The sequence below is a fragment of the Sphingomonas sp. SORGH_AS_0950 genome, from assembly GCF_030818415.1.
GTDB lineage: Bacteria > Pseudomonadota > Alphaproteobacteria > Sphingomonadales > Sphingomonadaceae > Sphingomonas.
The window spans coordinates 224,010-236,830 of sequence record NZ_JAUTAE010000001.1 but is presented as its reverse complement, the minus strand read 5'-3'; the positions used below and the strand labels follow the sequence as shown (position 1 = coordinate 236,830).

The window sequence follows — 12,821 nt, the reverse complement described above, 5'->3', positions numbered from 1 at the left end:
TATTGGCGCTCAGTCTGGCGCAGGCGGCGATCGCGCAGACCGTCATTCCGCCTGCGATCGAAACCGATGCAGCGGCACCGCCCCCGCCGCTCGCGTCGTCCGATTTGCAGGGAGAGGCGCCCGCCGCCGCCACGGCTGGCAGCGACGACATCGTCGTGACCGGTTCGCGCGTCGTTCGCGACGGTTCGACATCGTCAAGAACAACGTCAGTACCGCCGACCCCGTCAATGACGGCTCCGTGGTGGTGACCGGGCAACAGCGTTCGCGCGGCGCCGAGATAGACCTGATCGGCGAGATCCTGCCGGGCTGGCGTGGGATTCCTTGACGCGGAAGTGACGCGTGACACCGTTCTGGCAGTCGGCAATCGCCTGCGCGGCATACCGCGATGGAGCGGCAATCTTTGGACGACCTATCATGTTCGCCGTGGGGCAGTCGCAGGGCTTATACCGGGTGGCGGCGTAACGTATGTCGGGCGTCGCGCAGGCAACCTTCAGGACAGCCACTTTATTTCCGGCTAAACCCGCTTCGATCTTACGGCAGGCCACAGGATCGCGGATCGTTACCGGCTAGGCGTCATCGTTCCGAACATCACGAACCGCTTCTATATCGAGCAGCTCGTAGCCCTGACCACGGACTATCCCGGTGCGCCGCGTACGGCTTCGGCGACGCTGGCGATTGAATTGTAGGCCGTGCAGTCAGCGAAAGTAACATGACGGAAGGATCACCGGCGATTTCCCGCCTGTCTCGAAATACCATCCCAATCGGAATGCCTTGGCCATCTCGCCGGTCGTTCCCAATCGATAGAGGCCTCCAGGCTGGCCCGGAACGTCATAGCGTCTTCAGATAATCCTCGAAGCGCTGCCCCTTTTCAGGCCGGAAGGTGGTGCCAGTGCCGCTGATGGAAGCGATCCGGTCGACCCGGAAATTGCGGAAAGCATTTCTGGCTTCACACCAACCGGTAAGGAGCCAGGCTGAGTCGAACAGGGTCAGCCCGAGCGGCCGTACGGTGCGCTCGCTCTCCTTATCCGAGAGGTCGACATAGGCGATGCGGAGGACCAAATGTCGGCGTATGGCATCCCGCAACAGTGTTAGATGGGTCTTTGCGCCCTCGCTTTCCGATGTCTGCTTCGACACCGCGCGCAGCGGAAGGTTCGAGTAAGTCGCTTGCCGGGCTGGTTCCATCGACGCGGCAAATTTGGTCGATGCACGCCGCGCGGCGGCAGCCAGCGGCGCATCGCTCCGCGCCGCGATCAGCCGCATTCCCAGCATGACCGCATCCATCTCATCGTGATCCAGATGCAGGGGCGGCAGAAAATAGCCTCGTTCGAGCTGGTATCCGACGCCCGGTTCACCGCGGACCGGCGCGCCCATGGCCTGCAACGTCACCATGTCGCGGTAGATGGTCCGCACCGACACGCCGAGCATTTCGGCAAGCGTGTCCGCCGAGATCGGGGCTGACCGTCCACGCAGGTGATCGAGGAGGGCGAAAAGCCGTAGTGAGCGCATGGGTGAGTGTCGTTCCATCCTGACGGAAACTGTCAGGGGCATCTTGTATCTCGCGGTCTCACGAACGTCACCGTCAGGGAACATCATGACCGCAATTTGCTACGAGATCGTCACCTACAAGACCAAGGATGCGGACCAGGCAGACACGGTTCGCGACGACGCAAGGGCGCTGCTCGCCAGCCAACCCGGTTTCATCGCCTGGACGCCTTTCAAAGGTGTGGACGATGCGAACGCACGGGCCGATCTGGTTGCATGGACCGATCACCATAGCGCACGTGTGGCAGCGCAAATGGTCGGGAACGCCGTTGAATTTGCCGACTTTCGTGGCTCGGTAGCGACGGTCGCGAGCATGGCTCACTACATCGCCCCGCCCCTCGACCCGCAGCCGGTCGTGGCGGGGAGCGGCATCGAGCTTGGTCGCTTCCGGCTGAAGCCCGGTGTCGAAGAAATCTCCATGCTAGCCGCCTATGAGGCGATGGTGTCCCGTCATCTGGGGCACCAACCAGGGTGGCGGCGCCAACACCTCGTGAAGTTGCAGGATGGCACGTTCATCGATCTGGCCTTCGCCAGTGACCGGGATCGTGCCGAAGCGATCTGCGCCGGTTGGGTTGGTAATGCGGACTGTGACCACTTCCTCTCCATGATTGAGCCGGTCAGCATGGAGTTCGGCACGATCCTTTGAGCCGGTTGGTTGAGACCCGGCTTTCCCGATATTCGATCCCGATGGGGATGCACCAACCGTCTCGCTGGCCGTTCCCAACCGGGAAAGCTCCGCTGGGTCTAGCGCGACCTTCTCGGTTGAAAACAGCCAGCCCCGCTATTTCGCCGTGGGGGCGGCCTCATGGCGAGTACCCCGTGCCTTGAGCCAAAGTCCGAATGTGCGCATGACTTCGACCACGGGTTCAAGGAGCGTGCCCTCTTCGGTCAAGGCATATTGGACGGTTACTGGCACGGTCGGAAACACAGTTCGCTCGACGAAGCCCGCCTCCTCCAACGCCCGCAGGTCGAGGGTCAACATCCGTTGCGAAATGGCAGGAATGCAGCGGCGCAGCTCACTGAACCGCTTTGGACCATCGATCAGATAGGAAACGATCAGCAAGCGCCAGCGCCCGCCCAGAAGCCGCATGGCCTCTTCCACCGAGCATCCCGTTGCACTTTGCTTCATCGGCTCGAACTGTCGGTATAAAATCTGTTGCTACGCCACATAATGCTGCCTTCTTCAAAAAATGGCGCGGCCACGTCAATCTTGGAAAACCGATGACCATGGGCCCGACACTCCAAGGAGCTGTTTCGTGAAGCTGTACTACATGCCCGCCGCCTGTTCGCTCGCGCCGCATATCATTCTCGGCGAACTCGGGATTACCGCCGACCTGGTGCAGGTCGACCACAAGACGCACCGAGCCGATGATGGCCGTGACTTCCTCGAACTCAGCCCGTTCGGCTATGTGCCGCTTCTGGAATTGGACGACGGCACGCATCTCCGTGAGGGTGCGGCGATCCTTCAATATCTCGCCGACCTCAAGCCGGAGCTCGGCCTTGCTCCCGCGAACGGCACGATGGAGCGCTATCGGTTGCAGGAATGGCTGAACTTTCTGACGTCCGAAATCCACAAAGGCTTCATTCCGCTACTCTATGCGCGTCTCGCCGGAACATACGGCACCGGAACCGCCAAACCCAAGCTCGAAGAGCGCTTTGCATGGCTCGACAACGTCCTTGCCGAAAACGACTATCTCATGGGCGCATTCTTCACGGTTGCGGATGCTTACCTGTATTCCCTGGTGCAATGGGGCCAGGCGGAATGGTTGGAGCCGACCTACCGGGCAGACATCCATTTCGACACGTTGAACTATCTGAGGGCTTGGTATCTGCGCGTCAGAACACGTCCCGCCGTTCGCCGAGCACTCGACATCGAGGGGCTACGATAACGGTCAAATCGAGCTATATGATCGCCCGCCCGACGAAGCTGGTATTTCCCAAATCAGCATCGATTCCGGGAGCGCCCACAGCGTCTCGCGTGCCGTTCGTTTTGACAACGACGGCAAACAACTATTCCCTGCCGTGAGACGGCCTGATGGGCGGTACATTGAACGGGCACAAATGTACGCTAAGCGGTTTGGCCCTTGCTGGACGTGCGTAGCAGCAAATGACGGCTATTCTGCTGGATGTCGTTCATGCTTGCCCGGCGGTAATGCAACACGCGGCTCCTATCGCATCGGACAGGAAGTCCATCACTGCTCGGACGGCATGAGAGCGTCGCAGGTCAGGATAGGTCGCTAACCACATATCCAGGGTCGGGGGCGGTGTGTCCGGCCGCAGCGGAACCAGGGTTGGATCGGGATCACCCATGAAGCGCGGCAGTACGACCGCCCCCAAGCCCGCTCGCGCCGCTTCCACTTGACCAAACAAGTCGCTCGCTTGAAAGACAATGGGGCGCCCCGCCAGCAGAGATCGCAGCCAGACTTGCTGGGTGGTATGTTCGAGGGCGGCATCGTAGCCGATGAAGGTCCATTCCGAGGCTGGCTTCACAGCAATCTCGGGCGTGGCATATAATCCAAAACGCATGACGCCGATCAGTTTGGTGACAAGGTCCGGGTCTCTGGGCCGTGCGAGGCGTACGGCGACATCCGCCTCGCCTCGATCCAGGGCAGAATGATGCGATACGCCGGCCAGGATGGGAATGACGTTCCGATGCATCTGGTGGAAACCGGCGATCCGCGGAGCGATCAGGCGTGCTGCGACGGCGGGGGGTGCGGTGATCCTGACAGAAACGACCGTCGCCTCCGAACGACCGCGCGCGCACCGTTCGATGGCATGACTTACCTCCTCCATCTTTGATGCCAGCGCAGCGATATCCTCGCCATGGGAGGTCAGGCCGATACGGCGAGGAAGACGCTCGACCAATGTCACGCCAAGGCTTTGTTCCAGCGACGCGATGCGACGACCAACGGTCACATGATCGACGCCCAATATACGGGCGGCCGCTGAAAGGCTCCCGGCGCGGGCGAGTATGGCGAAGGCATGGACGTCTTTCCAATCGAGCATGTGTGCGTTTTTACACATGAGAGGTGCGAAAACATCGGATTTCCGCGCAGGACGAGATGCGCTTTATCGCTGCCAAGGGAGATAGAGCATGTCGATATGCGTCATGATGAATGGCCCTGGGGCACCGGACGTATTGAACGCGGTGGACATTGATGTCCCTGCGCCTGGCCCCGGAGAGGTCCGCGTCCGCCAATCCGTGATCGGGGTGAATTTCGTCGACGTCTATTATCGGACGGGATTGTACCCGCTACCCCGATATCCCGCCGTGTTGGGCTTCGAGGGCGCGGGCGTGGTGGACGCCATCGGCCCCGACGTCACATCGGTTTCGCCCGGTGATCGCGCTGCTTATCACGGCATGCCACTCGGAGCTTATGCCGAGGTTCGGCTGCTCCCCGTCGACCGGCTCGTCAAATTGCCTGACGCCGTATCTGAACGCATCGCGGGCAGCACCATGTTGCGAGGACTGACCGCACACATGCTGTTGCACAAGGTGCACGCCGTCAGCCGCGGCGAATGGATACTTGTCCATGCGGCCGCCGGGGGGCTTGGTCAGTTGGTGACGCGCTGGGCCAAGCGCATGGGGGCGAACGTCATCGGAACAGTGGGGTCCGCAGCAAAGACCGCTGCGGCCATAGCCGCGGGAGCGGATGAAGTGCTGCTGCATGGTGATGACCAATGGCCGAAGCGCGCGATGCAGATCGCAGACGGCAAGGGCGTCCACCTCGCCATCGACGGCATTGGCGGTGACATGCTGGCGAAAACTTTGGGTTCCGTCCGCCCCTTCGGCATAGTGGCCAGCCTTGGCCAACCAGCAGGTCCCATTCCTCCGGTGAGGGTCGAGGATCTCGGCTTTGCCCGGTCGATCGGGTTGGTGCGGCCCAGTTCGATCGCCTATGCCAGTGACCCCGTGCTGTATCGGCGCGGCGTGGATGATCTGCTCGCTGCCCTGGGGAATGGCCTCGTGAACCCGATCGGTGCCGAATATCCGCTTCGTGAGGCGGCCCGCGCGCATGCCGATCTGGAATCTGGGCGAACGACGGGAAGCGTGATCCTGACGGTCTGAGGGCGAAACCGATGAGCCGGTGGTCCGGCTTGCACTGAACACCGCCAGGGGCACTGCGCTCGACTGGCAAGGACTGCGCGTGGACTGCGCGTGAGAAAAGTGGAGGAGGTTTCAGAATGACGGACGTGGGGACATGGCGGTGACGCCGGAACTCGAACTGATCGCGGACGCCGACGCGCGCGCCAGTGCTTATCTGGCGACGCTGCAACAACGCCCGCCCTTTCCGGATCAGACCGCCCACGATGGCCTGACCGTCTTCGCCGAACCCCTGCCGGAGCAGGGCCATGATGCGACCGACACGCTGCGTCTGCTCGACGTTCATGGCTCCCCCGCCACGACGGCGTCGAACGGGCCGCGCTACTTCGGATTCGTGATCGGCGCCGCATTGCCCGCAGCGGCCGCAGCCGAACGGCTGATGCTGGCCTGGGATCAATGTGCGTCGTCCTATGACAATTCCCCCGTGGCCGCGACGGTCGAAAAGGTAGCGGGCGCCTGGCTTCTCGATGTGCTCGACCTTCCTCGCGAGAGCGGCGTCGGGTTCGGCACCAGTGCGACGGCCTGCACGCTGACCTGCCTTTCGGCGGCACGGCGGTCGCTGCTGGCTCGCCACGGTTGGGACTTCGACCGTGACGGGCTTCACGGCGCGCCGCAGATCAGGGTGGTCGTCCCTGACACCGTCCATATCACCGTGAAGAAGGCGCTGCGGCTTTTGGGCTTCGGCATGGCCCACCTCGTCGTGGCGCCGACCGACCCGCAAGGACGCATCGATCCCGCCCGCCTTCCCGCACTGGACGACCGCACTATCCTCTGCCTTCAGGCCGGCGAGGTCAACACGGGCGAGTTCGACCCATTCATACCTCTCATCAAGGCCGCCCATGACGCGGGCGCATGGGTCCATGTCGATGGGGCGTTCGGCCTCTGGGCCCGCGCTTCTTCGCGCCGGGTGTTGACCGACGGCGTTGAGCAAGCCGATAGCTGGACCACGGACGGGCATAAGTGGCTGAACACACCCTATGACGGAGCGGTCGCCATTTGCCGGGATGCCGAGGCGCTTGCGGGCGCGATGAACGCGGATGCCGCCTATTCAATGGCCTCCAAAGATGCCCAGAAGAACCTGACGCTGGAGTTCTCGCGGCGGGCGCGCGGCATTCCGATCTGGGCTGCGCTTCGCACGTTGGGCCGCAAGGGTGTCGCCGAACTGGTGGATCGCCACTGTGACGAGGCCGCCTGGCTGGCAGATCGGCTACGCTCTACCGGCTTCGACGTTCTCAATCGCGTCGTGCTCAATCAGGTTCTCTTGCGATTTGAAGACGATGAAGTCACCATGCGCCTCCGCCAGCATGTCTTGGCCAGCGAGGCCGGTTGGTTTGGGACAACAATCTGGCAGGGGCGGTCGGCCTTCCGCATCAGTATCTCTTCCTGGCGGACTCAGCATGAGGACGTGGTTCGATTGGCCAACGCGTTCGGGCAGGCAGCAGAAGATCGCTCGCTTCGTTAGCCGACGATGCCCGCATAGACGAAGAACGAGCCGATCATCAGTCTCAAGGCAGATCTCATCATTAAGCGTCCGGGGTCGGCCGGGTGTCGAGAGCTAGAGGCTGTTATGGACTTGAGAGGTTTGCTGGTTCATCCAAGGTGGGATGAGCATTTGCGGCAAGCCGTATCCATCTGACGTGAGCGACGAGGAATGGTTTCTGGTTGCGCCGTACCTACTGCTGCAACGCGAGGATGCCGGGCAGCGGGAGCATGACCTGCGGGAGGTGTTCAACGGCCTTCGCTACATTGTTAAGACGGGCGCGCCATGGCGGTGGATGCCGAACGATCTGCCGCCCTGGGCAGCTGTGTACCAGCAGACACAGCGCTGGCTGGCGGCGGGCTGCTTCGAGGCGCTGGTGGACGACTTGCGCGCGGTGCTGCGGCTGTCAGCGGGGCACAAGGCCGAGCCGACCGCTGCGATCATCGACAGCCGGACGCTTCGATCGACGCCCGAGAGTGGCGAGCGGGCCGGCTATGACGGGGCCAAGCGCAAGAAGGGCTCGAAGATCCCCATGGCCGTCGATACGCTGGGCCATCTGCTGGCCCTCCATGTCACGCCAGCCAGCGCCGAGGATCGCGGCGAGGTGGAGCGGCTCGCCCGCACCGTACAGGCGGTCACCGGCGACACGGTCGAGCTGGCCTGGGTGGACCAGGGCTATACCGGCGGGCGGGCCGCCGATGCAGCAGACAAGCATGGTATCGCGCTCGAAGTCGTCAAACTGCCGCAGGCCAAGCGCGGCTTTGTCCTCCTGCCGCGCCGCTGGGTCGTCGAGCGGTCATTCGCCTGGGCAACCCGCTTCCGGCGTCTCGTCAAGGACTATGAACGCTATGCCCAAACACTCGCCGGACTTCACGTCGTCGCTTTCGCCTGCATCATGATGAAGCAGGCTGCCGCGATCGCCGCAGGTTCATAACAGCCTCTAGCGCACGGAAGAGACGTCGTCAACCAATGCGAGTACTTCTGACAATCTTTCGATCACCGCGCCGGGTGGGTGAGCTGCCCCCTTCTGAGTGGTCCATCGACTATGCCAGTCTGGATCAAGGTGAGCCTCACCCCGTCTTTGGTCCGGTCTTTATGAGAAAACCGGCTCTCTTTTCGTCAGGGCAGGCATGCCTGCCCTGACGAAAAAGCGCGCTCCATCGGGGTCTGGTTGCCGAGGGAGCTATGCGGACGGTGCTCGTTGTAATCGCGCCGCTACGCCTCACATTTTACCCGTGCGTCGTCCAGGCTCAAGAACCAGTATGCGTTGGGGCATTCGGCCCGCACCCGGCCGTTGAACGCCTCCGTGAACGCATTGTCAGTCGGCTTGCCGGGGCGGCTGAAGTCCAGCACTACATCATGCTGATAGGCCCACAGGTCGAGATCCTTCGAGATGAATTCCGGGCCATTGTCCAGGCGAATGCGCTTGGGACGACCATGTGCCACGGCAATGCGGTCGAGCGTCTCGACCACGTCAGAGCCGCGGTAGCTCATCCGTACGTCGAGCGCTGGCGACACGCGCGTGAAGTTGTCGACGATCGACAGCACGCGGATCTTGCGCCCGTCGAACAGCTGGTCCGACAAGAAATCCATCGACCAGCACTCGTTGGGGGCCCTCGCCGGTGTCCGGTCATCGCGCAGCTTCGCCTCCACCTTGCGCTTGGGCGTCTTGTTGCGCAACTGCAGCCCGAGTTCACGATACAGCCGATGAGTGCGCTTGTGGTTGATCTCCCAGCCCTCCCGCCGGAGCAGCACGTGGATGCGTCGATACCCGTGAGCCGAACACGGGCCGCAGCCAACTCCTTGATCCGCATCTTGAGGCCGGCCTGATCGAGGCGGCGGGACTGATAGCGCTGGGTCGATCGATTGATCGGAAAGGCACCGCAGGCTCGCCGTTCGCTGACCTGGTAGCTCGCCTGCCAATAGCCGACGATCTCCCGGGCTCGACCAGGCCCTACATTTTTCGGCGGATGACGTCCTGCAGCATCTCCTTGTCCAGGCTGAGGTTCGCCACCAGCCGCTTCAGCCGGACGTTCTCCTCCTCCAGCACCTTCAAGCGCTTCATCTCCGACGACATCAGACCTCCGTACTTGCTGCGCCATCGATAGTAGAGTCTGCCCCGGCGTAGGCCGGGGTCTGGATCGAGATGCCGGCCTTCCGACATACCTCCTCCACGGTTGTTCCATCCTCGGCCCGCTTGAGGATGAACGCTATCTGCTGCTCGCTGAACCTCGACTTCTTCATCGGCGGATCCCCTCGTCCGGCACCTGCAAAACCTAACCGGGAATTTCTCACAAAGAATGGACCAATCCGGAGGGCTCAGGTCAACCCAGAAGGCGACATTCGGCAACCCTTTCGCGAGGCCCAATTTCGGTCGTCGTCTAATAGCGGGTTGTGCAAGCGCTTTCGCGTGAGAGACGTTGTTTGCCGGGGCACGGTCGTCTTCGCGGTCTGCAGGTGCCGCCGCATCATGGGGCTTCGCGGGATGGCCCTTCCAATGTTCATTCCGCACGCATCGAGCTGGGGCTCGTGGTGCAACGGCCGAAACGGAATGGACCAGCCTACGTCCCGGCAGGGACGCCTCGTCACGCCATAGGCGCTGTCGAGCTCTTGGATCAGGCGGTAGCGGCCGTCCTGGTGAATAGTTCGCCGGAGCGCAGCATGGCGTGCATGATGACCGCGAGCTTGCGGGCAACAGCGACGGCGGCACGCTTGAAGCCGATCTTCTCGCGAAGCTTCATGCCCCAGCTACGTAGGTCGCTATCGGCGTGGCTATGGGTCAGGATCACGACGGCCGCCTCATACAGGAGCGAGCGGACGTGCGTGTCACCGCGCCGGGAGATGTGACCGTCATAGTCGACCTCGCCCGACTGGTATCGCCTAGTGGTTAGCCCAAGCCAAGCGCCGACCGAGCGGGATCGACTGAAGTTGGCGGGGTCCTCTACCGCGGTCAGGTAAGCGGTAGCGGTAATCGCGCCGACCCCGGGGATCGACATCCGCAGCTGACATTGCTGGCTCCAGCGTGCCTCGGCAAGGAGTTGGCGCCCCAGTTCGGTCGCCTGGACGCGCAGACTCCGCCACGCCTCGAGGAGGGGCAGGATGATCCGGGCGAGTTCGGCATTGTCGACAAGCAGGGAACGAACGTTCGTCTCGAACTTGCCGCCGATGCCACGCGGTACGAGGAGTCCGAACGCCTTCATCAGCCCGCGAATCTGCCTGCTATGTCCAGCGTCGCGCGGACGAACTTCGTGCGCGCCGCAATCAGCGTGCGCGAGAGCATACTGTCGAATCCTTTTACCCGCACCTCGCGATAGAACCCCACCTCGGCAAGGTGAGCCAGGCCGTCGGCGTCGTTGGCGTCCGTTTTGTTCGCCGCCATGTCGAGTGCCGCCTTGGCATGGCGCGCATCAATGCAGATCGCTGGCAGCCCCTCCGCCGTCAGCGCGTGGTAGAACCACACCGACAGTGACCCTGTCTCGAACACCACCCGCTCCACCCCAGGGGCGTGCTTGCGGATCAGAGCTGCAATGACCTGCGGGTCTGACAAACACTTGCCGCGCCAAACACGCTTGCCGCCGCACCGGATCGAAACAGCTGTCTCTTTCAATGATACGTCGAGCCCGATATACTCACCCATGGCTGTTCTCCGTCCGATGTATGGGCCCGGCTGCCAGTCGTGAGCCCGCACCTTCATCTACATCGTCGCTGATCGAGGTAGCTCGCTCCCGCGATTACCCCATGTCCATTCACCTCCCAGTCGCTCTGCAAAAAAATTCCGACAAGTGCGGCTTGTCCGCTATTGATCAGCATACGCCGAAAGACGGATTATTCGTTGCTTTCCTGCGGCCGCCAGGCATTTTATGGCATGGCGTCCTACCATCCTCCCACGTGATCGCACTTGCGGTCATTTGCACCTACCGGACCGGCGCCGCTAACATATCTTCACGACCGCAACACAACCCTCATGATATCGTCGATAAAAGTCTCAGTTCCATCGCCGCGTGCCATGGCCTGATAATTGACGATGACCCGGTGCCGCAGAACAGGACGCGCGACGGCCGCGATGTCGTCGCAACTAACGGCGAAGCGATCGTCCAGCAGGCATTGAACCTTGGCCGCGAGGATCAGGCTCTGGACACCGCGTGGAGACGCGCCCAGCGCCACGCCGCGTTGTACCGATTCCGGCGCATAGGCACTGCCCGGCTGGGTCGCCATCACGAGGCGGATGGCATAGCTTTTCGCAACTTCGGGCACCGGCACTTGGCGCACCACGTCGCGCAACCGGCATAGCGTGGCGGCGTCCGTCACCGGGTCGATCGCCACCGCCTCGCCGCCGGTCGTTCGGTCGATGATCGCGTGATACTCCGCCTCGGTCGGATAGCCCACGAGCAGCTTGAAAAGGAAGCGATCGAGCTGCGCCTCGGGCAGCGGATAGGTGCCTTCCTGGTCGACCGGGTTCTGGGTCGCCATGACGCAGAACGGCTCCGGCATCTTCAGCGTGCGGCGGCCGACCGTGACCTGCCGCTCCTGCATGACTTCGAGCAGCGCCGACTGAGTCTTGGGCGTGGCGCGGTTGATCTCGTCGGCCAGCACCAGATTGGCGACGATCGGCCCCTGCTGGAAGGTCAGTTCATGGCCGCCTCCCTCGGCCTCGGTCAACATGGTGGTGCCGATGATGTCGGCGGGCATCATGTCGGGCGTGAACTGGATACGCGAAAATGGCAGGTCGACCGCCCGGCTGATCGAGTTGATGAGCATCGTCTTGCCCAGCCCCGGCACGCCTTCGAGCAGGACATGCCCCCCCGCCATCAGGGCGGTCAGGACGCCGTCGATCACGTCCTGCTGCCCCACCATCATCCGACGAACCTGGTCACGGATGGCCCGGAACACCGTCCGAAACTCCTCCGCCTGTTCGCGGGCGACCTGGGCCTGATCGATCATCTGCATGGATAAGGGGCTCAAATGAGAGAGATAGGCCCAAGGGGTGACACGCCCGGCTTGCACCAGCCTTGCATGTCAGTCGCCTTCGACCAGTTGATAGCCGACACCGCGGACCGACAGGATCTTCACCGCGCCGGTCTTGGCGGCGAGTGCCTTGCGCAACCGCGAGATGATCGATTCCAGCGAGTTGCCGTTGACGAACTTGTCATAGCCATAGACGCGCGTTTCCAGCGTCTCGCGCCGGACCAGCGCGCCGTCGCGCATCATCAGCGCGGCCAGGACCAGCGCCTCCGACCGCCGCAGCGACATGGGCGCATCGTTGACGAAGAAACCGCCGCCCTCGACATCGTGCAGGATCGGGCCGAACTGACGCATCTCACGCGTTTTGTGCAGGTCATGGCGCAATGCCGCGCGGATCCGCGCGACAAGCTCGCGCGGCTCGAACGGCTTGGCGATATAGTCATGCGCCCCGAGTTCCAACCCCGTCACCTTGTCGTCGATCCCGGCGAGCGCGGACAGGAGCAGGAAACGCTGCGGCCGCTTCTTCGCCTCGGCATAGCCGATCAGCGAGACGCCGTCCCCGTCGGGCAGCAGGCGATCGAGCAGAACCAGGTCGAAATCATTGTCCAGCAACGCATCCTGCGCCATCGCCAGCGTATCAGCCCGGTCGACGACGAAACCCTGCCGCTCCAGATAAGCGGTCAGGGTCTCGGCGACATCCCCATCATCTTCTACAAGCAGCAGTCTCATCGG

Annotated in this window: 12 protein-coding genes and 2 pseudogenes; 7 read left to right on the top strand and 7 right to left on the bottom strand. The window is 62.7% G+C overall.

The window, feature by feature from the left end:
- The first annotated feature begins 2 nt into the window (after positions 1-2).
- Positions 3-248: a hypothetical protein gene (locus QE385_RS00970; RefSeq protein ID WP_307098167.1), complete on the top strand. Its 246-nt coding sequence runs from the start codon at positions 3-5 to the stop codon at positions 246-248.
- Between the two features lie 63 nt (positions 249-311).
- The gene (locus tag QE385_RS19830) at positions 312-518 is read left to right on the top strand and encodes a TonB-dependent receptor domain-containing protein (RefSeq protein ID WP_373424603.1); all 207 of its coding nucleotides are present in this window, start codon (positions 312-314) and stop codon (positions 516-518) included.
- 310 nt (positions 519-828) lie between these two features.
- Here the strand turns inward: QE385_RS19830 and QE385_RS00965 are convergent, their stop codons facing one another.
- Positions 829-1,506: a YafY family protein gene (locus tag QE385_RS00965; protein WP_307098165.1), complete on the bottom strand. Its 678-nt coding sequence runs from the start codon at positions 1,504-1,506 to the stop codon at positions 829-831.
- Between the two features lie 85 nt (positions 1,507-1,591).
- Between QE385_RS00965 and QE385_RS00960 the strand changes: the two genes are divergently transcribed.
- Entirely contained in the window at positions 1,592-2,188 is a 597-nt protein-coding gene (locus QE385_RS00960) for a hypothetical protein (RefSeq protein WP_307098163.1), read from the top strand.
- 135 nt (positions 2,189-2,323) lie between these two features.
- Here the strand turns inward: QE385_RS00960 and QE385_RS00955 are convergent, their stop codons facing one another.
- Positions 2,324-2,632 (bottom strand): helix-turn-helix domain-containing protein, encoded by a 309-nt coding sequence (locus tag QE385_RS00955; protein ID WP_307098161.1) that lies wholly within the window; start codon positions 2,630-2,632, stop codon positions 2,324-2,326.
- 166 nt (positions 2,633-2,798) lie between these two features.
- Between QE385_RS00955 and QE385_RS00950 the strand changes: the two genes are divergently transcribed.
- Positions 2,799-3,431 carry a glutathione S-transferase N-terminal domain-containing protein gene (locus tag QE385_RS00950; protein WP_307098159.1) on the top strand — a complete coding sequence of 211 codons (633 nt, stop codon included), beginning with the start codon at positions 2,799-2,801 and terminating at the stop codon, positions 3,429-3,431.
- 244 nt (positions 3,432-3,675) lie between these two features.
- On the opposite strand, the gene QE385_RS00945 is transcribed toward QE385_RS00950, so the two are convergent.
- Positions 3,676-4,548, bottom strand: coding sequence for a LysR family transcriptional regulator (locus QE385_RS00945; protein WP_307098157.1), 873 nt, complete (start codon positions 4,546-4,548; stop codon positions 3,676-3,678).
- A gap of 88 nt (positions 4,549-4,636) precedes the next feature.
- Between QE385_RS00945 and QE385_RS00940 the strand changes: the two genes are divergently transcribed.
- The 3 genes from QE385_RS00940 (at position 4,637) to QE385_RS00930 (ending at position 8,061) form a co-directional block, all read left to right on the top strand.
- Positions 4,637-5,611 (top strand): quinone oxidoreductase, encoded by a 975-nt coding sequence (locus QE385_RS00940; RefSeq protein WP_307098154.1) that lies wholly within the window; start codon positions 4,637-4,639, stop codon positions 5,609-5,611.
- A gap of 133 nt (positions 5,612-5,744) precedes the next feature.
- On the top strand, positions 5,745-7,109 hold the full coding sequence (locus tag QE385_RS00935; protein ID WP_307098152.1) for a pyridoxal-dependent decarboxylase: 1,365 nt from the start codon (positions 5,745-5,747) through the stop codon (positions 7,107-7,109).
- A gap of 142 nt (positions 7,110-7,251) precedes the next feature.
- Positions 7,252-8,061 carry an IS5 family transposase gene (locus tag QE385_RS00930; protein ID WP_307098150.1) on the top strand — a complete coding sequence of 270 codons (810 nt, stop codon included), beginning with the start codon at positions 7,252-7,254 and terminating at the stop codon, positions 8,059-8,061.
- 185 nt (positions 8,062-8,246) lie between these two features.
- On the opposite strand, the pseudogene QE385_RS00925 reads toward QE385_RS00930, so the two are convergent.
- From QE385_RS00925 to QE385_RS00910, 4 genes and pseudogenes are all read right to left on the bottom strand, one after another.
- Positions 8,247-9,371, bottom strand: a pseudogene (locus tag QE385_RS00925) (IS3 family transposase).
- Between the two features lie 371 nt (positions 9,372-9,742).
- Positions 9,743-10,764 (bottom strand): annotated as a pseudogene (locus QE385_RS00920) (IS110 family transposase).
- Between the two features lie 305 nt (positions 10,765-11,069).
- On the bottom strand, positions 11,070-12,074 hold the full coding sequence (locus tag QE385_RS00915) for a MoxR family ATPase (protein WP_307098149.1): 1,005 nt from the start codon (positions 12,072-12,074) through the stop codon (positions 11,070-11,072).
- Positions 12,075-12,143: 69 nt separating this feature from the next.
- On the bottom strand, positions 12,144-12,818 hold the full coding sequence (locus QE385_RS00910) for a response regulator transcription factor (protein WP_307098147.1): 675 nt from the start codon (positions 12,816-12,818) through the stop codon (positions 12,144-12,146).
- Positions 12,819-12,821: the final 3 nt, after the last annotated feature.

Coding starts and splice junctions, on each gene's coding strand:
- QE385_RS00965 (WP_307098165.1), bottom strand. CDS start 1,506: ATGCGCTCACTACGGCTTTTCGCCCTCCTCGATCACCTGCGTGGACGG.
- QE385_RS00960 (WP_307098163.1), top strand. CDS start 1,592: ATGACCGCAATTTGCTACGAGATCGTCACCTACAAGACCAAGGATGCG.
- QE385_RS00955 (WP_307098161.1), bottom strand. CDS start 2,632: ATGCGGCTTCTGGGCGGGCGCTGGCGCTTGCTGATCGTTTCCTATCTG.
- QE385_RS00945 (WP_307098157.1), bottom strand. CDS start 4,548: ATGCTCGATTGGAAAGACGTCCATGCCTTCGCCATACTCGCCCGCGCC.
- QE385_RS00940 (WP_307098154.1), top strand. CDS start 4,637: ATGTCGATATGCGTCATGATGAATGGCCCTGGGGCACCGGACGTATTG.
- QE385_RS00935 (WP_307098152.1), top strand. CDS start 5,745: ATGGCGGTGACGCCGGAACTCGAACTGATCGCGGACGCCGACGCGCGC.
- QE385_RS00930 (WP_307098150.1), top strand. CDS start 7,252: ATGAGCATTTGCGGCAAGCCGTATCCATCTGACGTGAGCGACGAGGAA.
- QE385_RS00915 (WP_307098149.1), bottom strand. CDS start 12,074: ATGCAGATGATCGATCAGGCCCAGGTCGCCCGCGAACAGGCGGAGGAG.
- QE385_RS00910 (WP_307098147.1), bottom strand. CDS start 12,818: ATGAGACTGCTGCTTGTAGAAGATGATGGGGATGTCGCCGAGACCCTG.